The following is a 20477-nucleotide window of genomic DNA, read 5'->3' as shown; positions in this document are numbered from 1 at the left end:
ATCTAATGCACATTAGCCTGAAATTCAACACAAATGTTGGTGTATATTGAGGATTGATGTGTATCAAGACATATTACTAAATTAGTAATTTTATTCCAAAAAGTGCTCTGATTTTTTTATAAAATTCCTAGAGTTTGTGAATAATCTTACAAGCAGCTATGTTATTCGGTTTTAATTATGCAATTTGACGGATGTTTTTGAAACTTTTTTCATGTTTTTTTGTCCATTATGAAAAAGGGCAAGGAATGAATTGATAAATAAAAAGAAATTAATCCCAGCGATATTATCTTTAGTTTTATTAAGTATAGCTTATCTGATGATATTTTCTTCAAATGGAAAAATAGTTTCAGCCAGTTTTAATATGAAGGAAGTGGCACCAAAGTTTATGTTGACCCAGGTATGAGTCAAGATGATGTTGAAATGATCATTAAGGATTAAAAAGAGGTCAAGATATTATTCATTCATATTTTGGTACATTAAAGTCCCATTTCTGTTAATGAACAAGTGCCTAGGTTACTTCATACAATATTCAAAAAAAATGGAGTTGATCTTCATGGCTAAATGGATTGACGTTTCTACATCAAAACATCAATTAAAACTTTTTGATGGAAACAGGCTAATAAAAGCTTACCCAATTGCAGTTGGAAAAATATTATCACCTACACCTTCTGGGACATACACGATAATTAATAAACAACGTAATCCCGGAGGACCATTTGGAGTGCTCTGGATGGGATTGTCAAAACCTCATTACGGTATACATGGAACAAATAATCCAGCTTCGATTGGTAAAAATGTCTCCCATGGATGTATTCGAATGTTTAATCATGATGTTCTAGAATTATCATCCAGAGTTCCAATTGGTACTAGCGTAGCTATTCATAAATGACTCTGTAACAACTTACCTCCTTTTATGCATAGTTGGTTCGAAAGCGGCATAAAGGAGGCATTATCACTATGAAATACTATAATTTGAAAAACAGTGCGTTACTCTTGCCGTGTCTAGCTATGCAAACTCCCTCTTAACCAGGCGCGTGGACGGTATGGTCCGACGGGAATTTGGATCAAGCTGGTTTTCCCTTTCAAATCGATCCTGTAAAGTTCATCACATGGCTTCGAATCGAATCCCAACAATGGATGTCCCCCCATTCCTAAAGCACATGACACCAAGAGTATTCGTTGCACGATAATGCCCGCTTCCATCTGTTGAATACGGTATCCTCTATACCCTAATATCTCTTTGAGGTGATCCTTGTCTCCAACCAAATGCATACAGAGTGGAACTTGATACAAATTTACATTGGGCATGGTTAATCCAGATTGTAAAAACTCCCGGTAATCTCCCTTTGTTATTCTCCGAAGTGCATGAGTGCCATTATCATAGGAATAGGCGCCATCAGGAATTCCCTCTACATTATAAAAACTGCCAAATAAAGAAACACGAGTCTCAACCTGTCCCTGTGTATCGTCAAGGTCATTCTGATATGGGAAAGAAAATGTCTCTTTTAAAAGAGTAGATAATTGTGTTTGACTCACTTTTCCTAACATAAAATCCATATCAGGTGAATATCGTTTCTTGCAAACAGATGCTAGATCGTACGAAAAGCACTCCGTAAATGGCAGTAAGACCATCTCCGTATCTAAGGGAAGTTTCTGACGATTATGTTTCTTTAGTTTCACAAAAGACTGTGTTGTTTCAAACATGGATACTTCATTAAGTTTCTTTAGCATCGGATAATCACTGACTCTCTTTGAACGGTTAAAGCAAACATGATTCAACACTGGAACTTCCCGACATAGTTCAGATGCAGACACCATTTCTTCTCTTTTTTGATCGTTGTCACCACTAGGAATGAACGGGTTCATACTTAATGGGATAACCGCATATACACTTTCCTCCTGTTCGGATAGCCCAAGCAAATGATTGAGAGACCGATCAAGAAATTGGTAGCATACTCGTGGGGAGTATCCCATTCGATCAGCCACTTCAAGTGATTGCCCAATTAACACGCCTGCATCTAACCCTTGGAGTCTGTAAGAAAAATTATTGTATTTATAAAAATTTTTCCAAAAAACGGTCGAGATGAAAACGGTGCAAAAACAGTCCGAAATAGGAAGACTATTTGCAAGACTTCTAGATAAGTAGTAATCAAAATTTCCTTCTCGCAACAAAATAAGACGATGATGGGCCACATCATAATGGTAAATTCCATTAGGAGCATCATCTAACTTTATATACACATATAATTCATTAGGGTACAGCGCCCCTCCAGAAGGAACAAATCTCCGGATTGACTGGGCAGCGCTCACAGTTTTTTCCTTGGTTCCATCGTTTAAAACGGACCCGGAGTACTGAGTAAGGCCGTATACATACCATAAAAAATGACCAAGCTCTACCAGGCTGGGTTTTAGATGAGCTTCTCTACGCTTAAGTGTTAACGGGACATCTGCTGTAAAAGGAATCTCTGGTAAGCCGCGGTACAGTTTATAAGGAAGCGGTGCATCTTCCCAGTCCACCTCCCAATCCGGTGGGAAGACTTTATCTGTGTCAAAATGCAAATGGTGTAGAAATGTGTCTAGCTCCACTCGAAAAGCCTCCTACTCTTCCATTATGGGAACGGATGGGGATATGGATTAAGCTGTTCATACGATAACGGTTCCTTCCTAAATCCTAATTGCATGGGCACCTTAAGCACCCTCTCCAGCCCTTTTACACGGGTAAGGTGATGCCCGAATGTCATCGGTAACATTCCCGGAATCAATACCTTTACACAAAATAATCCGTTCCGTTTGGTTATCGGTGTTGTTTGATCAACCACAATGACTTCGAGGTTTAACCGGCGGAACCGATCAAGAAGATCTTGAAGATCCTCTTTTAAATCAGTATTGGCCGGCGGATCCTTAAATTCCTCAGCAAACGTACGTAAAGGACGATGATCATCTAATAAAAAATTCAGTCGTTCCTCTGCTTCTCGCAGACCGTACAGCATGCCATGATCCTCCATCGTACGTACTGCAAACGGATCTTGCAGCATTCCTTCATATTTCTGTCGATTTATCTCCAATTTTTCGTCATCCCTAAACATCATTCCTGCAAGCTCGTAAATCGTACTTTTTACAGCCCTTACAGGATCAGGGTTAGCTCCGGCAGCACAAATAAGGTTCATACCCTTGGATCTTCTGTTTTTTGCCACTGCCCAAACGCTTGGAATTCCATGTTCCATCGTCGAATTGTAAAAATGAAGGTCATATCCCGCCACTTCATGTATACGATCGACCATCAGCTGTAATTCTTTATCGTTAGCAGAACGAAGGTCAATACGAGGAAGGGCGAGCCTTGCATACCAAGTTAATAAGAACGAATCTCGCTCAACAACCTCCATAATCGCATGAAAAATGGCTTCCTCTAAATTCCCCCCTAATGCACATCCATTGGAGGTTTCATAAACAAAGCCCTCCCCACAGCCCAAACTGTAGTAAGCAAGTAACTCCGGAATCAGAATAGGACGTTCTTGTAAGAACGAGTAGCCCCAGACCCAATTCATTGGTTCATCAGGGTGAAATGGTTTAAACGGAAAATGAGGCTTTTCATATTGATCTTTTTCATGTAGACCTACTCTTATAGGATTTAGTGCATGATTCTCTACATGATGATAACTATTCCGAACTACCGTCCTTTTGCCCCTTGGCTCGAATCCGCAATATCGCTCCAACCCTTCCAAAATTGCCGTTAACTCACTCATTTCATACGAATCAGACCTTCCTGCTACTCCCTCATTCGCTCCAAACAGCGGCATGTTCACCAAAACATCAGCAAACGGCAACGTGAAATCCTGCATTTTCCAATTCATGATCCCAGTACGATAATCAAGATAATCTTTATTTAGCACCGTTTTTAATTCATCTATCGAACGACAGCGATAACCACCACCATCAAGTTTAGGACTAGATTCTAACCTAATTCGAGCTAATTCCGATGTATCATCAGGTAAGGAACTGCAAATCGGGCACAATGGATCAGCCAAAAAAAGGTGACTAGAATTCGTTAACGTTCTCAGATTCGTAATGAACACTCTTTCTTCTAAGTTACTGGTTTTGCCTTGAAGAATCCTCTGCACTTCGTTACATATCAAAGTCGCCATTTGTGATAGTCCCGTTCGTGATGCCCAAGCATCCCGCAGTACACCTTCTCCTTCGGCCATTCTCATCTGAAGCTCCCACATTTCTTGGCGATCGGAGCCAGCTATAATGCGTCGTATATCAGCACAGTGAGAACATCCCTGTGTACCGGGACGTACAAATGGACCAATGATTCCCTCCCCAAACGATACGAAACCTCGCAGCCACGGAATACCTATGTCCCTAAATCTTTCTGCCGCTTTTTGATGGACTGATGGATGCCAAGCATCGTGCAGCACTAGAGCTAATTCTGTTTCTTTGGGAACCTCTTCTACGATGCTTTGACGCTTTACAAGATAGTTGCTGGACAATTGATCATAGACAAAATCGGCTAATAAACCCTGTCCGTCAATGACAATATAGGCAGCCATTAGGATTCCTCCTCTCGTACCTGCACACCAAACACCCCTGCCAGTTCCTGTTTTAAAAAAGGTTCGAACGCAAGATCATAAACGAATAGCCGTTTGCTGTGTTGGGCCAAGGACTGAATGGAAGATTGCAATAGCTCCCATTGTGTCATTTCATCACAAGCAGGGATTTCGAGTTTGGTTTCCTTTTTTTCAAGAAAAACCGCTGATTCCATCCCTTGTCTCGCCGCGGAATTCTTCTGGTTTTGAGTATCCAAAAGCGCTTGTTGTAATGTGTTTCGTAATGCCAATGTTGTATTTAAACCTGCCCTAGTGTAACAACGCCCATTCGACCTTACCCATATCACGGGGAAGCCTAGTATATCCTCTTCCAAGCCGATTGCCAGTGAACCATTCAAGGTAGTCAGGGCATTTAAATAAAATCTGCATGGCTTATCTTGTACTGATCCTAGCTGCAAATGAAAAAACGTATTCAGCTGATCAGTTTTTCTTTTTCTCAATTCCTCATCTAAATAGACTTGCAGCCCTCGACAAACAGCCTCTTCGATTGTTCCCCCTGCACCGATGCCTATAAATCCCTCTAGCATGTTCGCACCAACATGATTTTTCTGTTTTTTAAATCCCTTACCATGTGAATCCATCATTTGCGAAACATACATTTCAATGCCCGTCAGTCCAGCTTCTCTTTTTGCCTCCTCATGTGTAATACCCGAACAGACAACCTCTGGCAGGAGGTCTGCCGGCCCAACTGACACTGGGTTGACTACTTGAACATAACATTGTGCAAGAGGAAGCTGTGTTAAATTCCGTTCCTCCCAGGTATGAAAAATTCCTATTTCTTCGGAAGTTAAATGACTGAAATATTCCAGAAGATTACCCGAAGAGTCCTTTCTTTCCGATTCCTGTTCGAGCCTTAAGTCAAGATCTTCAACCAGTTGGGGCGTTATACTTCTAGACGTGACGAACGGATGTGCAATGAATGAAATCCAGTCTCCTTCCAGTGTTTCAAGATCAAGCAGATAAATTTGATCACTCTGATTTGGACCTGCAATTCCTGTAGCCTTCTTGAAAAATTCGAATACAAGGACATTTGCCAGAATGGATCCAGTTGTTGAAGAGAAATTGTTAAGTTGCCGATCTCCTTGAAGGGCAGTTTGATGAATGCGGCGCCATGCGGACTCCCAGCATCCATCTGATTCTGGATGAACCAATGGACCCGCAAGCCCTACTTGCTCTAAACATATAGCAGGTAGAAATACTTTTCTCTCCTCTTTGCAAATTAAATTAAGATTCCTCAGTTCTTTTACATTGCCATCCTGTGAGACATACAGAATCCAATCATATGGCATCACCACTTGTTTCCAAAAACTTATGTCCTCCCCTTTTTCAAACGGTATCTCCTTTACCTCCACCTCGGAGTCAGCCTCGATGGCATTCTTCACCAACTCATGAATCCGCTGCCGATTTGTAGGTACTGATCCCGTTATCATGAAATGAAATTTAGGAAGTCCTGATTCGATTAATGCAGAGGCTAATGAGACCATTAAAGAGCCAGATCCGATTGCCAGAACTTTAGCATGACGGTATTCTTGAAAAAGGTACGCACCAGAATCAACAAAATTCTCGATAAATTCAATTTGTGAAGCATACTTTTCGAGTAAAATACTATTTAATTGATGTGGACGATCTTGACTTGTATCTCGAACAAAGCCATTCTTGTACAACGTTTCTCCAATCTCATATACTCTGTTCCGATACGGGGCCGTTAATCCCTCTGTCAATTCTTCTAATGTTCGTTTTCCATTGAACATCGGCATCAATTTTTCAATCCACTGATAAATTGTACGGCCTTCCATGCGGAAAGAGTTTACGTTATTTCTAAAATACACACCACCTTCTGGATCAGGCAGATAAAATGTATCCCTCTTAACCTTAGGACGTGAGTTTGAATTCAGTTTTGTCATTCAGCTCCTCCTTTTTCTTAAATCTTCAAAATTATGCACTATCATTTTATGTACTTTTATTTGTCCATTATGATTACCAAAAAAAAAATGCCCCTGCCACAAAGCACATAGGGACACTTTTTTCCATCAATAAGCCAAATTTTCTCGAAAATTTACCAGTCACCCCAACAACTTAAACAGCTAAATAAAAAATCCCCCGCACATGCCTGCGCAAAATCCCCCGCACATGCCTGCACAAAATCCTCCGCACATGCCTGCGCAAAATCCTCCACACCTACCTGCACAAAATCCTCCGCACCTGCCTGCGCAAAATCCTCCGCACCTGCCTGCACAAAATCCTCCACACCTGCCTGCGCAAAATCCTCCACACCTGCCTGCGCAAAATCCTCCGCACCTGCCTGCACACATACCTCCGCAACGCATAAAGCCAAAACGCGTATCTTCGCTTTGATAATTCATAGGAATTAACTCACCAACTTGGTAGTTATCCATTCCCAAAGATTGCAATTCATTATACATTTCTTCTTCCTCCCCTTTTTATTTTTAAACTCACAACATCATATTCACTAGTCATCAACCTATCAGCTTGTTCGGTCATAAATGTGCATTTACCTATAAAAAAGTTATTTCTTGAATGTGCTATATTACGATATTCAACTAAGAAATTGCAGCCGAAAAAGGCGCTGCCAGAGTTAAATTACATGGGCAAACACAGGCTGAAGGTTTTTACCAAAAGCTTGGATATCATACTTCATCAAATGTCTTTATGGAGGATGGAATTCCGCATGTTTTAATGGTAAAAGAGCTATCAATCAAACAGATTAGATATGTAAATATGTTCAAATTAAATGCGGACCCTATTATAGTAGAGTCCGCATTTTTATGAAAATATTAAGCTGCCATTGTTTTCTCGTAATTTCGTACCCAAGGTTTCAACCTTGAGAATAAGAAGATAAACAATAAGGTTACTACAATTCCTTTGATTAAATTAAAAGGCATAATCCCAGCGACGATTAATCCTTTTGCTTCCGCACTAGACATTGCTGGTGAATTTAGGAAAAACGTATAAGCTGGTAGGATGATGAAATAGTTAAGGATGCTCATCAGCACTGTCATTGTGATCGTCCCAACTACAAGCCCTATAGTTAAGCCCTTCGTAGAACGAATCTTTTTATATAAAAATGATACTGGTAAAATAAATAACAATCCTGCTAAAAAGTTCGCTGCTTGGTCAATTGGTACACCTGTCATTGCGCCTTCAATGATATAGTGTAATATGTTTTTGATTGCTTCTACGGTAATACCAGCAACTGGTCCAAATACGATCGCTGCCAACAATACCGGCACTTCACTAAAATCAATTTTTAAAAATGGCGGCAACCCTGGCAATGGAAAGTTAAGCATCATTAGTAAGTATGCAATGGTTGATAAAACTGATACGGTTACTGTTTGACGAATTTTTTGACTGTTTTTGTTCATTTTTCCTTTGTCTCTCCCTTTTACTCGACCCAACCAACAGAAAGAGATTTTGCCCAAATAAAAACCCACTCAAACGATGAGTGGGAGACTGTTAAATACACAGGCAAACAAACGCTTATTCAGTCGTAAAAATGACATAAACGCTATACCTCCATCTTCTCCCATCCAGACTGTACTGTCGGCTTTGGAATCTCACCAAATCATGCCTAAAAAGGCTCGCGGGCTCAGAAATTAACATTTCAATACCGCCGGTCGGGAATTTCACCCTGCCCTGAAGATTGATCGATATTTAATTGAATATATTATACCAGTTCGACTACTCTTCTGACAACAGAAAAGCCTATAAATTTTCCAACATTTTTCTACAATTTGCACTTTAACCATACTTTTATTTCACCCACTCTACTACTACGTCATCAAATACTTTTTGATTAACTAGAATTCGATTCCACCAATATCGGTCATTATTAACTGTGATGGAACGTGGGGCTAATATTGCTGCCGTTTCGAATCCAACCTCACCAATTATATTCGCTAGATCGCTTCGTCCATTTCCATATGGATAGGCAAAATCCCTAATTTTTATAGATAACTCCTCTTCTATGCTTTGTTTACTTAATTGTAGGTCTTTTTTAAAATCAAGCCGTTTGTCATTTTGAAAGAATATCGGCTGGTCGCCTTGAAGTTTATGCATATCATATGTATGTGAACCAACTGTAACCAAACCACTATCAAGCATCTTCCGCAGTTGATCCCAGGTTGCAAGTTGTAAATTACTAAATTCACTCCCAACTTTACCTGCAATGACGAATATCGTAAATGGAATTTCATATTCTTTCATGATTGGAAATGCATTATTATAAACCGTTTGATCAATATCATCGAAAGATATCCAAATACACTTATTAGGGAACTTGCCTGTTTTTTGAAATCCCCTGATTTCATCTGGAGCCACAAATGTTGCACCTTTTTCTTTTAATACCTTCATTTGTTTTTCAAATTGATCCGCATAAACATTATACCGCATGATTTCATCTGAATTTGTTACAAAGCCCAGAATTTTATATAGGACCCGGTCTTTTCGAATACGATGATAGGTTAAACCAAGACATCCATTCTTGTCGAGTACTTCTGGAAACTCCATTGCTGGCTCTGAAATATCTATTTTACACGAAAAGTAAATTGCAGCTATAATAACGATGATCAACACACTAAACTTAATAATACTTTTTCCCATACATACACCTGCTAGGTTAAATCCCGAATAGGATTTTTTTCAAACACAACAAATTTTGATTGTTGAACCAACTCAAAATTTTCCTTACTCATAAGCTGGAGTGCAAGCATCTCCTCCTTTGTTGTTGGTCCTGGATAATGTCTTCTCGTCAATATCCCGAATCGTCTTCTATTATATTGCCTCCAAATCCTTAGGCCGAAATAAAAACAAGACCAAATTAAAAATCCCTTAAACGTAAAGATTTGAATATCTTTATTCGTTATTTTAAAGGCCATTTTTACAATACTTATAAAACGACCATTATAATTCAAAAACGCACTTAGGAAAAAGAATAAGACTAAAAGGCAATATGACCATCCGATTAAAGACAAAAAAATAAGAATTCCTTCATCCACCCAATTTCGTTTGGATCGAATAATTAAGTCATTCGGTTGCCTCTGTCCGGGCTTGTCCATGTTGCATACCCACCTTTAAATCTTGATTTAACCGCTTTTGGAAAAGCAAATACAACGATCATTGCATTTAATATCCAATAAACAATAGGATACCAAGCTGCCCAGAAATAATAGCTTGTAATATTATCATAGGTAGAATCCACCTTAAGCGAAATCCACAATTGGGTTAAACTTAATAAGACAAGGGTGAATGATGAAAAGGTAAACCATATAAATAGTTCCTGCACTGAATTTGCATTAAACAAATAATAGAATGTCACCAATACCCATGAAAAAGACCATAGTAAGCTTGTCCATTGCTCAAGATAGATCGGCCAAATTCTTCTTTGTCTCCAGTCAAGAAGAACTTTCCAGTGTCTCAGGATTACCTCCTGGCCACCTTGAGCCCAGCGAATTCTTTGTTTCCAAATACCTCTTATAGTCTCCGGAACAAGCATCCAGCATAAAGCACGAGGTTCATAGCGAATATCCCAAAATTTTTGTTGCAATTTCCATGAAACAGAAATATCCTCCGTAATCATATCGCGGTCCCACAAACCAACATCGACAAGCGCTTTTTTTCGAAAAGCTACAACTACTCCAGAAACCGTCATAATTTTCCCAAGAATACGTTGCGTTCTTTTGATTGCACCAATAATGGATGCGTATTCAACAAGTTGTAATCTACTTAACAACGTATCACGGTTACGAATTCTAGGATTTCCAGTCACCGCACCTAATCTTTCCCCCCGAAAAAAAAAGTGATGGATCAAGTAAAAAGCTGCATATTTATCCAAAATAGCATCAGAGTCAACTGTAATCAGGTACTCCGACTTTGAAGCATGGCAGGCAATGTGTAATGCATTTGCTTTTCCTTTATTTTCTTTACAATCTATCACTCGCAGTTCATTATATTTGTTAGCCAATTGGTGAAGGATCTCCGCTGTACCATCCAGGCTCCCGTCATTAACAACAATAACTTCTTTGTGGGGATAGGGCATCTCCATTAAATACTGAATCGTTTCTTCAATCGTAGCCTCCTCGTTGTAACATGGAACCAAAATACTAATGAATGGCCACTCAAACTTATCAAAATCAAGCTTTTGTATTTTTTCTCGATATCGAAAAAAAAGAATTGAGCCTGCTATCCAAAACAAAGACATCATAAAGGGGTACCAAAAAATAAATTGTGAGAGATAACTAACTATTTTTTGCATACAACCCATCCTATTTCCATTATTCGGTCGATACTTACTAAAAGTATCATGCCCAATTATTATGATATTTACTAGTAATGTCCTATTTTAAAAAGCACTGGGGATTAACCCCACCGCTTTTATAATTCTGCCCCGTATCTTATCGATAGCGAATCCATATGGATTGTTTGATTGAATGAGCCAGACTTTCCGATCCCGCGTCCCACTTAGTGTATAGTTTTATTGTTCAGGGAAAAAATAGTTGTTGTATGACCAATTATAAGGAGGAATTGCATATGGCTCATTTTTCTGACCATCACCATTCAGGAAAGACCGTAATGGAATCAGGTCAATATGTAGATGCAGGCGGAACAAAACAAGAACTTAGTCAAGGTGATATTTTTCCGAACTGCCCCAACACAGGTAAGGCAACAACTTGGACCCATGCAAGCCATGTTCATCGAACCGGAGAAACTGTTATGGAGTCAGGACATTATATAGATGCAGATGGTGAACATGTGGTACTTCAGCAAGGAGAAAAATTCCCATCTTGTCCAAAGACAGGTCAATCAATCACTTGGACCCACGAACAATAGTTTCTATATTAATTGAATACACGAAAGGCGTGGTAAAAAACCACACCTTTCGTCATTAGTGAAAAATCGAACCAAATCGAGCCAAAGTTCCCGACCCCGTGGCCCGGCTTGGATTGCAACCTACTTAATTTGCTACACTAACCTTCACTTCGTTGATAGGCTTTGCTTGCTTCTTCCAGAATAAAGTTAAGATAAACCCTAAAGCTAGTACTACCGTTGCAAAATAGTAAGGATAATCAATATCTACATCAAATAATATCCCCCCAATAATTGGTCCGCTAATATTCGCTAAACTTGTAAACATAGAGTTCATTCCACCAACGAAACCCTGTTCATTCCCGGCGTTATTCGAAAGATAAGTAGTAACAGCTGGTCGGAATAAATCAAAACCTACAAAAACTATAAAAGTAACAAGTAAAATTGAGAAATATGAATGAACAACGGTCATTAGAAAAACAAGTACGGCCGATAAAAGTAAGCTGAACCGAATTAGTTTAATTTCACCCCAAATTCTAGTCAGCCTATCAAAAAGCATCACTTGTGCAATGGCACCAACAATGGCACCACCTGTAATAACAATGGCGATATCGGCAGGTGTAAATTTATACTTATGATCCACAAATAAACTAAAGAACGATTCAAAGGCTGCCAACCCAAATGAGGCAATAAAAATTAAAATAAACGCAACGAAATATTTTGGTTCAAAAATTCGTCTAAAACCATTCATTTCTTCCGAGGATTGTTCATGAATTTCTTTTGACCGATCTGGCTCAGAAATAAGAATAATAGTTAATATTGCAGCTATTGTGCCAAGGGCACCTGCAAAGAAGAAGGGTGTCCGTGTTCCAAATTCCGCTAAAAATCCGCCGATACCTGGACCAATAATAAATCCTGTACTAATGGCAGCTGACATAAGCCCGAGAGCTTTTGGGCGAGTTTCAAGTGTTGTAATGTCTGCAATAAAGGCAGTAACAGCTGGCATAATGAAGGCAGCACTTACTCCACCTAAAATACGAGAAATAAATAACACTTCAATTTCTTTCCCAAGCCCAAACAAAAATTCTGATAGACCAAAAATAAATAAACCAAGGACGATCATAATTTTTCTTCCAAATTTGTCTACTGCTTTCCCAGCAAATGGCGAAACAATCAATTGTGCAAAGGCGAAAGCAGCTGTAAGATAACCTATTGTCTTTCCATTTATACTTAATTCATTCATCAACGTTGGTAATACTGGAATTACAAGACCAATTCCCAAAAAGGCTATAAATAAATTCATCAATAATAAGCCTAAAGTAATTTTATAAGACTTCATTTTCTACATTCTCCTTAACAAAACAAATGGACAAAAAAATTTGTTTATTTGATTTCTTTTTTATCCTAGTGTATATAGTAACTATACAGTCAAGGGTGGTGACAAAAAATGAATAACAAAAATGTAAAATATTTAACCACAGGCGAATTCGCAAAGCTTTGTAAAGTGAACAAACAGACACTCTTTTATTACGATCAAATCGGTCTGTTGTCCCCGATATTTAAAAATGAAAAAGGGTACCGTTTCTATTCAATCAATCAAATAGAGTTATACTATGTTATTGATTTATTAAAAGATCTTGGCATGTCGCTAAATGATATTCAACAATATACGCAAAATAAATCTCCTGAAAGTTTTTTAACCTTGATGTATCAGAAAAAAGAAGAGATTGTGAAAAAGCGCCAAGAAATTGAAATGAAGGAAAAACTTATTGAGACAAAAATAGCATTAATGAAAGAAGCCTCCCAACTTGATTTTCAACAAATTACACTTGAACATTTACCGGAAGCTACCCTTTATTTAAGCAGAAACATTGAAAATATTACCGCTGAAGAATTTGTAGAGGTGATTACAGAATTTATTGGTGAATTGAACGAATCACAGCTTGATACGGGATATCCTATAGGGGGTATTACAAAACGGGAGCAAATTTTAAAAGGGGAATTCTCTAAATATAGCTATTTATACATTGAGCAACCACATGCCAAGGAACCCAAGGAAGGTTATCCATATTTCACAGCTGTCAGCGGTGATTTTCTCATTGGATATCATATTGGAGATGATAAAACAATACATAATACATATAGGAAACTTTTAACAGAGATGGAACGTTTAGATTTAGACTTAGGAGATTATGTTTTTGAAGAGTATATTTATGATACCGTTGTAAAAAATTATAAGGAAGAATACGTTACCAAAATTATGATACAGGTAATTAAAAACAAACAGGCATAACACAAGGCGTGATTGCCTTTATCATCAATCACCCCCATTTGTTGAAGAAACTTATGTATTATAAAGGAAAAGGCCTAATTCAAAAAAAATAAATAGCACCTATCTCTCCGATGGAGAAACTGTGCTATTTTATCATATTTACGCAGCTTTATTTGGCCCTATTCGTAATTATTGATAAGCAGTTAATCTTTTTCTTTTCAATATGGATTAGTAAACTCTTGACCGTTTAGGATAAGGCGGAATGTAATGTCTGCTTTCAGCGAATCTGAGACCGCACAGTATTTTTGTTTACCTAAATTTATCGCTCTCCAAATATTTTTGCTATCGATGTTACCATTAATATAGAAAGTAACCGTAATTGCTGTAAACCCTTTTGGCAAGTCCTCTTTCCTAGTACCATCGGTTTCAATTTCTAGACTCTCAATTCCATCTAGTTTATGTCTTAGGATCATGGTTACGTCAATACCAATGCATCCTGCTAAAGACGCTAAAAGCATTTCAGTTGGCGTAACACCTTTCCCTTCTCCAAAATACGCTTCAGTAGCATCCATTTTAATTTCATAACCGGAATCACCAACAGCGGTAAAAGCACGTTGGCCAGTCCATTTCGTTTTTACTATCATAAAGCCCCTCCTGTTCAGCATGGTGGCAGTATTTTTCTCTAATTTAATCGCTAAACCTAACTTCCAAATTTCTTTAAAAATTTCTGTGCACGTTCCGTTTTAGGATTATTAAAAAATTCCTTTGGTGAATCTTGTTCAACAATGATCCCATCAGCCATAAAAACAACCCGATCTGAGACTTCTTCGGCAAATTCCATTTCATGCGTTACAATGACCATTGTCATACCTTCATTGGCCAGTTCTTTTATAACAGCCAGTACTTCTCCAACTAATTCTGGATCAAGAGCCGATGTCGGTTCATCAAATAACATGACTGCCGGTTCCGCTGCCAATGCGCGTGCAATCGCCACCCGTTGCTGCTGACCACCAGATAGACGTGATGGGTATACGTCCTTTTTCTGGAGCAGACCTACCCGATCCAACAATGTTTCAGCCTTTTCCACCGCCTTCGCTTTCGGCCACTTTCTCACGACCAATAAGGCTTCTGTTACATTTTCCAGTACCGTTTTATGGGGATACAAATTAAATTGTTGAAACACCATCCCAGTCTGTAAACGTATTTGACGGATTGCTTTCGCTTGTTCTTTCTTACTTTGCCCGCTATCAATAACGTGCCCAGCCAATTCAATTCTTCCACTAGTCATTTCTTCTAGACCATTCAAACAACGAAGCAATGTACTTTTACCTGAACCGCTTGGGCCAAGAATGGAAACGACTTCGCCCGCATATACTTGTAAATTAATGTTTTTTAAAACCTCCAATTCTTGGAAGCTTTTTGACAAATCATGAATTTGAATCATATTTTACCCCAACTTATAAATAGATTGATAAACGCTTCTCCCATCTTTCAAGGACAAAAGAAAAGCCCGTACTCATGATCCAATACATAAGTGCAATTGAAAGATAAAACGGCATATATATATAATACTGAGCAATTAATAAATCAGCAGAACGTAACAACTCGGTAACTGTAATAACAGATACAAGTGAAGTCTCTTTTAGCATCCCGATAAACGTATTGCCTGCTGGTGGAATCGCAATCCGAATTGCTTGTGGAAAAATAATTCTTCTCATGGTTTGAAAAGGTGTCATTCCTGAAGCATAAGCAGCTTCCATTTGACCTTTTGGAATCGATTGTAACGCACCGCGCAATGTTTCAGACAAATAAGCGCCGATACTGATACTGAGTGCAATAATTGCCGCTGGTAGTGGCTGTAATTTTATACCATAATCCACTAAGCCATAATAGACGATAATAATTTGAACTAAGGTTGGCGTTCCCCGAATCGCTGATACATAAGCGCGGGCAATCCACCGTACTGGCCGATTCCCCTTCAGCCTGGCTACGGCTACAATCACAGCAAGGATCGAACCAAAAAACATAGATACAATAGTGATAAGGAGCGTAAAATACGCTCCTTTTAATAAAAATGGCAAATTTTGAATAACTATATCCATTTTTAATTGGTGTCCTTTCTTAGCTTTGAGGCTCTTCCTCAAACCATTTTACAAAAATTTCTTTATAAGTGCCGTCTTCTTTCATTTCAGCTAGAATACGGTTTAATTCAGCAACTAGGTCTTCATTTCCTTTTCTAGTAGCAATTCCAGCTTGGTCGGATTTAATTGCTTCTCCAACCGCTTTGATTTTAAAACCCTGTTCCTCAACGACTGGTTTTAGGGCGTACATATTATTGATTGTAGCATCGATGCGGTCTGCATCAAGGTCCTTTAATGTGGTAATAACATCATTATATGTCATAATTTTAAACTCACCGACTTCCGGCATAAGTTTTGTTCGTAAGTATGTTTCATCATTTGTTCCTAATCCTACACCAATGTTTTTACCTTTAAAATCTTCTACAGATTTAATGGAGTCATTCGTTTCATGAACAATTACTTTTACCTGATTCGTAATATATGGATCAGAAAAATCCATTTGTTGTTTACGCTCATCAGTAATCGTCATTTGACTAATAACAACATCGAACTTTTCAGCCTGCAAGCCTGCGATCATGCCGGAGAATTCTTGTGCAATAAACTCAACATTTACTCCTAAGCGTTTCGCCACTTCCTTAGCGATATCAGCATCAAAACCATCCATCTCTTGTTTTTCATTTAGAAAATTATAGGGGCGGTATGTTCCCATTAAACCAACCTTCAAGACTCCACGATCCTTTATTTCATCTAATAGAGACGTCTTACCCTTTGAGGTTTCATTCGGTGTTTGATTACCCTCCGCATTATCTTCCTTATTTCCATTGCCTGCACCACAAGCAGTAAGTACAAAACTGAACATTAAAACAAGTAATAATGTAAAAACTGATTTGCGATTTTTCATTGTGATCTCCTCTTTTCATTTTAAATTCCAAACAATCCAAAAAACTCAAATTTTACAACTTCCTGAGCAAGTTCCTTTGCAGACTTTTTTTGTAAAACCGAATGTTTGAGCCCGGGACTAAATAGCCATCTTTCTAATATCCCTTCAACTAGGCTAACCAACATTGCCGATTGAACGGATGGATCATTTTTCGGCAAAATTCCAAGATCCGTTGCTCTTTGAATATTATTTTGGAACGCTTCTTCCAGTTTTTGTCGCGTTTTAAGGATAGCGGATTGAACAGAGTCCTCCGTCTCAATTCCTTGCAGTAAAAGCTTCATAAAATCATGATTTTGCTGTGAATATGTAAAAAAGTCTTCAAACAATTTTTCTGACGCTTTTACTACTTCTTGAACCGTACCCTTTGACTCACGATAACCTTGGGAAATGACTGTTATAAGACTATTTTGCCCATTATTGATAATTTCTAAAGCAATCGCTTCTTTGCTTTTGAAATACCAATAAAAGGTGCCTTGAGCGACACCTGCGGCCTGAACGATATCAGAAACCTTCGTCTTGTGATAACCTTGGCTAGCAAATAGCTTTAAAGCAACGTTAAGAATTTGGCTTCTTCGATCTTGTATTTGATCTTGAACAGAAATTACAACCCCCTCCTCTTGATTGACTAATCAGTCGAGTTAATTTTATCCATCGTAGTTTAGTTAGTCAATTATTTTGATGTGATTTATTGGGATTATTTTTTATATAAAAAAAACAGACTATAAAAGTCTGTGAAAGGTGAGCTAGAGTTCCCGACCCTCTGTCCCATCCTCTAAAAATCGCATCCGGTATACATTCATTGCCGTTTCACCCAATTGATCGAGTAAATTGTAATTAGCAAAAGCTCCAACAACCGCCCCAAAACCTGGAATTAACTGAAACATCTTTACCAAATCAATATAATCCCTATATTCCTGTTGGAACTCCCGCCAATCCATATCAACTACTTGCTGTTTATACTCCTTCCAATGTTCAATTATCTCAAATACATCTTTACGTTTATCGTCACTTGAAAAAGCAAGTTGAAAAATATGGAGAATAAATAAACGCTCCTCATATTGATTGGTGTCATATCCGTAAATGACAGCCGCCTCAAATAAGAATTTCATCTTAAGGGATAATAGCAACGGAAAATCAGCCAGCCCAAGCAAAAAACCACCTGCGCCTGTACCTGCACCTTCAATTACCGCCGATCTCCGATAAGAAGAAAGTTTCTGCCTTACTAGCTCATCCCGCTCATATAAACTTAATCCTTCATCCCGCTTTTTATTCGTCGTAAGATTAGATCCCGTTAAAGTAGCCTTAACCATTCTCTTAATCCCTTCTGTAACGACCTGATGAACTTTCTCGGGAATGAATGAATTGATTTTTGTTTGTGTTTTCTTCGAAATTTTATTGATAATACCTGTGCGTCTTCTCATTTTCATTTTCCATGCCATAAGTTCGTCCTGTACGTTCTGTTCATAATCCATACAATTCAACTCCTTCCTTTTAAAATATATCGTCAAAACCACTCACCGTATGCCTATGCCCTACACTTCTACATTTTATTGAATTTTATTTTTTATAATTCACAAAAAAAGGATAGCTAAAATGACAAAGAAGCGAGCCAGAGTTCCCGACCCCATGTCCCAGCTTATGCCCCTTTATGAAAGCTTAAAAATATGAAAGTTGTAACCCTACGCCAACTTCTTCTATATTGGCAACTCTTGAAAGAGCTATTTTAGATTTTAAATCTGTACAATGACAAGCATGAAGTTTAATTGGGTTAAGTTCTTTAATATATTGAACTGTATTGTCTAACCGCTTTTTAGTTGGATTCTGGAGATGAAACCCTCCAATAATATCAACTATTCTATCTTCTTGACAAACTTCTTTAGCATATTCAACAATGTTACATATCCCCGAATGTGAACATCCCGCTATAATAACTAAGCCTTCTGAAGCTTTATAAACTATTGCCGTATCATCTCTAATGTAGTCATTAACATTCCCTTGCTCTAAAACAACTTGACCTATAAAATCCATACCTTCAAAATCAAATGTTCTTTTAATTTCCCCTAGAAATACTAGTCGATCTGTTAGCCATAAGGGGTCCTTAGTTAAATGAACAGGAAAGTGTCTACTTAACTTTTCATGAGATAAAATACTTCCTATTTCTCCTATAGAATCGAATAGTTTAGTGTTAAAAATTAACGGATGTCCTATAACAGTTGGAGTATTATATATCATTTTTTCATTTTTTGTTTCCATGTGTAGTCTAATTATATGTGTCAGTCCCCATGTATGGTCCACATGTCCGTGTGACAAGACTACATAATCAAGATTTCTTAAATCAATTTTCATTTTATCTGCATTCCTTATGTAGATATCAGAATATCCAGTGTCAAAAAGAATACGTTTGCCATCATCTTCGATAAAAAAAGATAGCGCCGGTTCCCCCAAAAAATAGCGGTCAATCAAAGTATTGTTATCTACTAAAACGGATAATTTCATATAATAATCTCCTTATCAATGTTTCTGCCCTTTCAATTTGCCCAATACTTTACAAACTCTTTTTTATTATTGACTAAACTTTCGGAGCGACCAAGCAAGGTTGCTCCGAAAGTTGAGTAATTAACTAATCCAAGTCATTTTGGCTTCTTTAGATTTCCACCGATTATCTTTTAATTGAATTGTAACTTCTACTCCAACAGCCCCATTACCCGAACGATACTTTGAACCCTCAAAAAATATATTATTATTAAACTTAAAATCTACATTCTCAATTCTAAGAAGTACGCCGTCCAAAGCCATTGTATCTGGATTATACAATCCCTTTTCTTTCAATTGTTCTAATGTAGCACCCAATACATCAACTTTATATTTTTCTTTAAAGTAGTTAATAATTTCTTTTTTATCATTTTCATCTAATTCCTCGAAATTACTCATATCAATGGCTATGTATTCCATATTACTGCTTAATGCCTCATCCTGTTCCATTATAGAATCTAATGCAACACTATATATTTCTCCTAAATGCTCCTTAGGCTCTATTCCATCATTGCAAGCAGAAAGTATTAATAAAACGATAAATGCGACAATTAGATGTTTAAATTTCAAATTTAATCCCTCCCATACTTTATAGACGTAGTAATCATAGATTGGGTTTCAACGGATTTGCTTTTCTCTCTTTTTTCAGTAATGCTGCCCGTTCAATAAAATAGGAACTGCTATCATAACAGTTCCTCGACTAATACATCTTTAGTTTTTACCTTTGACCCCAATATGAAATCTAAAATTATATACATTTTTAACTATTTATATTATATTAAAAGTAATTTCCCTGTTATACAAAAGGAGAATTTGTTATGGAACAAACTTACGAATCTTTAATAACTGAATATAGCTTAGAACTAAATAGAGCATTAACAACCAAAGAACTGGAATTTGTCCAATGGCTTGTAGAAAGAATTAATGATTAGGCCTGGAGACTAATCCCCCTATTCTTGATTTCATCTAAAAGCAAATCAAGAAAATCTTTACTAACGCCAATCTCCATAGCCATACGATAAGAATCTAGCAATAATTCATTTGATAAGCTTTCTAAAGAACTCAATTTTCTCCTTCTCCCTTTCCTTCCAAAAAGATTCAACACAATTACTATTTTTACTATAAATATGATGTTTTTTCAATGAAATTGTTCATAATTAACAGAATTTTAACAATATTTTTAGAGAAATTTGTTCATTATTCACAAAATAAAGTAGGGAAAC

At 37.6% G+C, this 20477-nt stretch carries 21 protein-coding genes, 2 pseudogenes and 1 riboswitch; of the genes and pseudogenes, 4 read left to right on the top strand and 19 right to left on the bottom strand.

The features are described from left to right. Positions 1-553 precede the first annotated feature (553 nt). Positions 554-889, top strand: a complete 336-nt coding sequence (locus BAZO_RS01610) for a L,D-transpeptidase (RefSeq protein ID WP_003329455.1) — start codon at positions 554-556, stop codon at positions 887-889. Positions 890-1002: 113 nt separating this feature from the next. Here BAZO_RS01610 and BAZO_RS01605 read toward each other — a convergent pair whose 3' ends face one another. The 4 genes from BAZO_RS01605 to BAZO_RS22175 all read right to left on the bottom strand — a co-directional run bounded on the left by BAZO_RS01605 (position 1003) and on the right by BAZO_RS22175 (position 6915). Next, positions 1003-2586: a SagB family peptide dehydrogenase gene (locus BAZO_RS01605; RefSeq protein WP_003329454.1), complete on the bottom strand. Its 1584-nt coding sequence runs from the start codon at positions 2584-2586 to the stop codon at positions 1003-1005. 23 nt (positions 2587-2609) lie between these two features. Continuing rightward, positions 2610-4550, bottom strand: coding sequence for a TOMM precursor leader peptide-binding protein (locus tag BAZO_RS01600; RefSeq protein ID WP_003329453.1), 1941 nt, complete (start codon positions 4548-4550; stop codon positions 2610-2612). Beyond that, positions 4550-6511 carry a putative thiazole-containing bacteriocin maturation protein gene (locus BAZO_RS01595; RefSeq protein ID WP_003329452.1) on the bottom strand — a complete coding sequence of 654 codons (1962 nt, stop codon included), beginning with the start codon at positions 6509-6511 and terminating at the stop codon, positions 4550-4552. Before BAZO_RS01595 ends, BAZO_RS01600 begins: the two co-directional genes overlap by 1 nt. Positions 6512-6663: 152 nt before the next feature. Next, positions 6664-6915, bottom strand: a complete 252-nt coding sequence (locus BAZO_RS22175; protein ID WP_003329450.1) for a hypothetical protein — start codon at positions 6913-6915, stop codon at positions 6664-6666. Between the two features lie 257 nt (positions 6916-7172). On the opposite strand from BAZO_RS22175, the pseudogene BAZO_RS21445 reads away from it, so the two are divergent. After that, positions 7173-7397: pseudogene (locus BAZO_RS21445) on the top strand (GNAT family N-acetyltransferase); the annotation flags it as partial. Between the two features lie 5 nt (positions 7398-7402). On the opposite strand, the gene BAZO_RS01585 reads toward BAZO_RS21445, so the two are convergent. The 4 genes from BAZO_RS01585 to pgaC form a co-directional block, all read right to left on the bottom strand. Beyond that, the gene (locus tag BAZO_RS01585) at positions 7403-7990 is read right to left on the bottom strand and encodes an ECF transporter S component (RefSeq protein WP_003329449.1); all 588 of its coding nucleotides are present in this window, start codon (positions 7988-7990) and stop codon (positions 7403-7405) included. Between the two features lie 149 nt (positions 7991-8139). After that, a riboswitch (FMN riboswitch) is annotated at positions 8140-8273 on the bottom strand. 105 nt (positions 8274-8378) lie between these two features. After that, positions 8379-9227, bottom strand: coding sequence for a polysaccharide deacetylase family protein (locus BAZO_RS01580; protein WP_003329448.1), 849 nt, complete (start codon positions 9225-9227; stop codon positions 8379-8381). 11 nt (positions 9228-9238) lie between these two features. Next, complete coding sequence (locus BAZO_RS22170; protein ID WP_157382039.1) at positions 9239-9682, bottom strand: hypothetical protein; 444 nt, start codon at positions 9680-9682, stop codon at positions 9239-9241. Continuing rightward, positions 9646-10878: a poly-beta-1,6-N-acetyl-D-glucosamine synthase gene (gene pgaC, locus BAZO_RS01575; protein WP_003329446.1), complete on the bottom strand. Its 1233-nt coding sequence runs from the start codon at positions 10876-10878 to the stop codon at positions 9646-9648. The genes BAZO_RS22170 and pgaC overlap by 37 nt, the downstream gene beginning before the upstream one ends. Positions 10879-11153: 275 nt before the next feature. On the opposite strand from pgaC, the gene BAZO_RS01570 reads away from it, so the two are divergent. Continuing rightward, on the top strand, positions 11154-11453 hold the full coding sequence (locus BAZO_RS01570; protein WP_003329445.1) for a hypothetical protein: 300 nt from the start codon (positions 11154-11156) through the stop codon (positions 11451-11453). A 124-nt stretch (positions 11454-11577) separates the two neighbouring features. Here the strand turns inward: BAZO_RS01570 and norA are convergent, their stop codons facing one another. Further along, positions 11578-12768, bottom strand: coding sequence for a multidrug efflux MFS transporter NorA (gene norA, locus BAZO_RS01565; protein ID WP_003329444.1), 1191 nt, complete (start codon positions 12766-12768; stop codon positions 11578-11580). Between the two features lie 108 nt (positions 12769-12876). Between norA and BAZO_RS01560 the strand changes: the two genes are divergently transcribed. After that, on the top strand, positions 12877-13722 hold the full coding sequence (locus BAZO_RS01560; RefSeq protein WP_003329443.1) for a MerR family transcriptional regulator: 846 nt from the start codon (positions 12877-12879) through the stop codon (positions 13720-13722). Between the two features lie 197 nt (positions 13723-13919). Here BAZO_RS01560 and BAZO_RS01555 read toward each other — a convergent pair whose 3' ends face one another. From BAZO_RS01555 to sda, 10 genes and pseudogenes are all read right to left on the bottom strand, one after another. Continuing rightward, a complete protein-coding gene (locus BAZO_RS01555; protein ID WP_003329442.1) occupies positions 13920-14345 on the bottom strand; it encodes an OsmC family protein in 426 nt (141 codons plus the stop codon). A 56-nt stretch (positions 14346-14401) separates the two neighbouring features. Then, positions 14402-15145: an amino acid ABC transporter ATP-binding protein gene (locus BAZO_RS01550; protein ID WP_003329441.1), complete on the bottom strand. Its 744-nt coding sequence runs from the start codon at positions 15143-15145 to the stop codon at positions 14402-14404. Between the two features lie 13 nt (positions 15146-15158). Further along, positions 15159-15803: an amino acid ABC transporter permease gene (locus BAZO_RS01545; RefSeq protein ID WP_003329439.1), complete on the bottom strand. Its 645-nt coding sequence runs from the start codon at positions 15801-15803 to the stop codon at positions 15159-15161. Positions 15804-15822: 19 nt separating this feature from the next. Continuing rightward, positions 15823-16683, bottom strand: a complete 861-nt coding sequence (locus BAZO_RS01540; protein ID WP_003329438.1) for a transporter substrate-binding domain-containing protein — start codon at positions 16681-16683, stop codon at positions 15823-15825. Between the two features lie 20 nt (positions 16684-16703). Continuing rightward, entirely contained in the window at positions 16704-17048 is a 345-nt protein-coding gene (locus BAZO_RS22850) for a TetR family transcriptional regulator C-terminal domain-containing protein (protein WP_003329437.1), read from the bottom strand. Positions 17049-17156: 108 nt separating this feature from the next. Further along, positions 17157-17285 (bottom strand): annotated as a pseudogene (locus tag BAZO_RS23150) (TetR/AcrR family transcriptional regulator); the annotation flags it as partial. Positions 17286-17465: 180 nt separating this feature from the next. Further along, positions 17466-18194: an EcsC family protein gene (locus BAZO_RS01530; RefSeq protein ID WP_003329436.1), complete on the bottom strand. Its 729-nt coding sequence runs from the start codon at positions 18192-18194 to the stop codon at positions 17466-17468. Between the two features lie 184 nt (positions 18195-18378). Then, positions 18379-19218 (bottom strand): MBL fold metallo-hydrolase, encoded by an 840-nt coding sequence (locus BAZO_RS01525; RefSeq protein WP_003329435.1) that lies wholly within the window; start codon positions 19216-19218, stop codon positions 18379-18381. Positions 19219-19338: 120 nt separating this feature from the next. After that, a complete protein-coding gene (locus tag BAZO_RS01520) occupies positions 19339-19824 on the bottom strand; it encodes a hypothetical protein (RefSeq protein ID WP_003329434.1) in 486 nt (161 codons plus the stop codon). 358 nt (positions 19825-20182) lie between these two features. Beyond that, positions 20183-20320, bottom strand: a complete 138-nt coding sequence (gene sda, locus BAZO_RS21440) for a sporulation histidine kinase inhibitor Sda (RefSeq protein ID WP_003329433.1) — start codon at positions 20318-20320, stop codon at positions 20183-20185. Between the last annotated feature and the right edge of the window lie 157 nt (positions 20321-20477).

Origin of the sequence: Schinkia azotoformans LMG 9581 (assembly GCF_000307855.1) — a bacterium.
GTDB lineage: Bacteria > Bacillota > Bacilli > Bacillales > Bacillaceae_J > Schinkia > Schinkia azotoformans.
This window is presented reverse-complemented; position numbering and strand designations above follow the sequence as displayed.

What these genes read in the sequence shown, in the direction of transcription:
- BAZO_RS01610 (WP_003329455.1), top strand. Translation starts at nt 554, where the DNA reads ATGGCTAAATGGATTGACGTTTCTACATCAAAACATCAATTAAAACTT.
- BAZO_RS01600 (WP_003329453.1), bottom strand. Translation starts at nt 4,550, where the DNA reads ATGGCTGCCTATATTGTCATTGACGGACAGGGTTTATTAGCCGATTTT.
- BAZO_RS01595 (WP_003329452.1), bottom strand. Translation starts at nt 6,511, where the DNA reads ATGACAAAACTGAATTCAAACTCACGTCCTAAGGTTAAGAGGGATACA.
- BAZO_RS01585 (WP_003329449.1), bottom strand. Translation starts at nt 7,990, where the DNA reads ATGAACAAAAACAGTCAAAAAATTCGTCAAACAGTAACCGTATCAGTT.
- BAZO_RS01580 (WP_003329448.1), bottom strand. Translation starts at nt 9,227, where the DNA reads ATGGGAAAAAGTATTATTAAGTTTAGTGTGTTGATCATCGTTATTATA.
- BAZO_RS22170 (WP_157382039.1), bottom strand. Translation starts at nt 9,682, where the DNA reads ATGGACAAGCCCGGACAGAGGCAACCGAATGACTTAATTATTCGATCC.
- pgaC (WP_003329446.1), bottom strand. Translation starts at nt 10,878, where the DNA reads ATGCAAAAAATAGTTAGTTATCTCTCACAATTTATTTTTTGGTACCCC.
- BAZO_RS01570 (WP_003329445.1), top strand. Translation starts at nt 11,154, where the DNA reads ATGGCTCATTTTTCTGACCATCACCATTCAGGAAAGACCGTAATGGAA.
- norA (WP_003329444.1), bottom strand. Translation starts at nt 12,768, where the DNA reads ATGAAGTCTTATAAAATTACTTTAGGCTTATTATTGATGAATTTATTT.
- BAZO_RS01560 (WP_003329443.1), top strand. Translation starts at nt 12,877, where the DNA reads ATGAATAACAAAAATGTAAAATATTTAACCACAGGCGAATTCGCAAAG.
- BAZO_RS01555 (WP_003329442.1), bottom strand. Translation starts at nt 14,345, where the DNA reads ATGATAGTAAAAACGAAATGGACTGGCCAACGTGCTTTTACCGCTGTT.
- BAZO_RS01550 (WP_003329441.1), bottom strand. Translation starts at nt 15,145, where the DNA reads ATGATTCAAATTCATGATTTGTCAAAAAGCTTCCAAGAATTGGAGGTT.
- BAZO_RS01545 (WP_003329439.1), bottom strand. Translation starts at nt 15,803, where the DNA reads ATGGATATAGTTATTCAAAATTTGCCATTTTTATTAAAAGGAGCGTAT.
- BAZO_RS01540 (WP_003329438.1), bottom strand. Translation starts at nt 16,683, where the DNA reads ATGAAAAATCGCAAATCAGTTTTTACATTATTACTTGTTTTAATGTTC.
- BAZO_RS01530 (WP_003329436.1), bottom strand. Translation starts at nt 18,194, where the DNA reads ATGGATTATGAACAGAACGTACAGGACGAACTTATGGCATGGAAAATG.
- BAZO_RS01525 (WP_003329435.1), bottom strand. Translation starts at nt 19,218, where the DNA reads ATGAAATTATCCGTTTTAGTAGATAACAATACTTTGATTGACCGCTAT.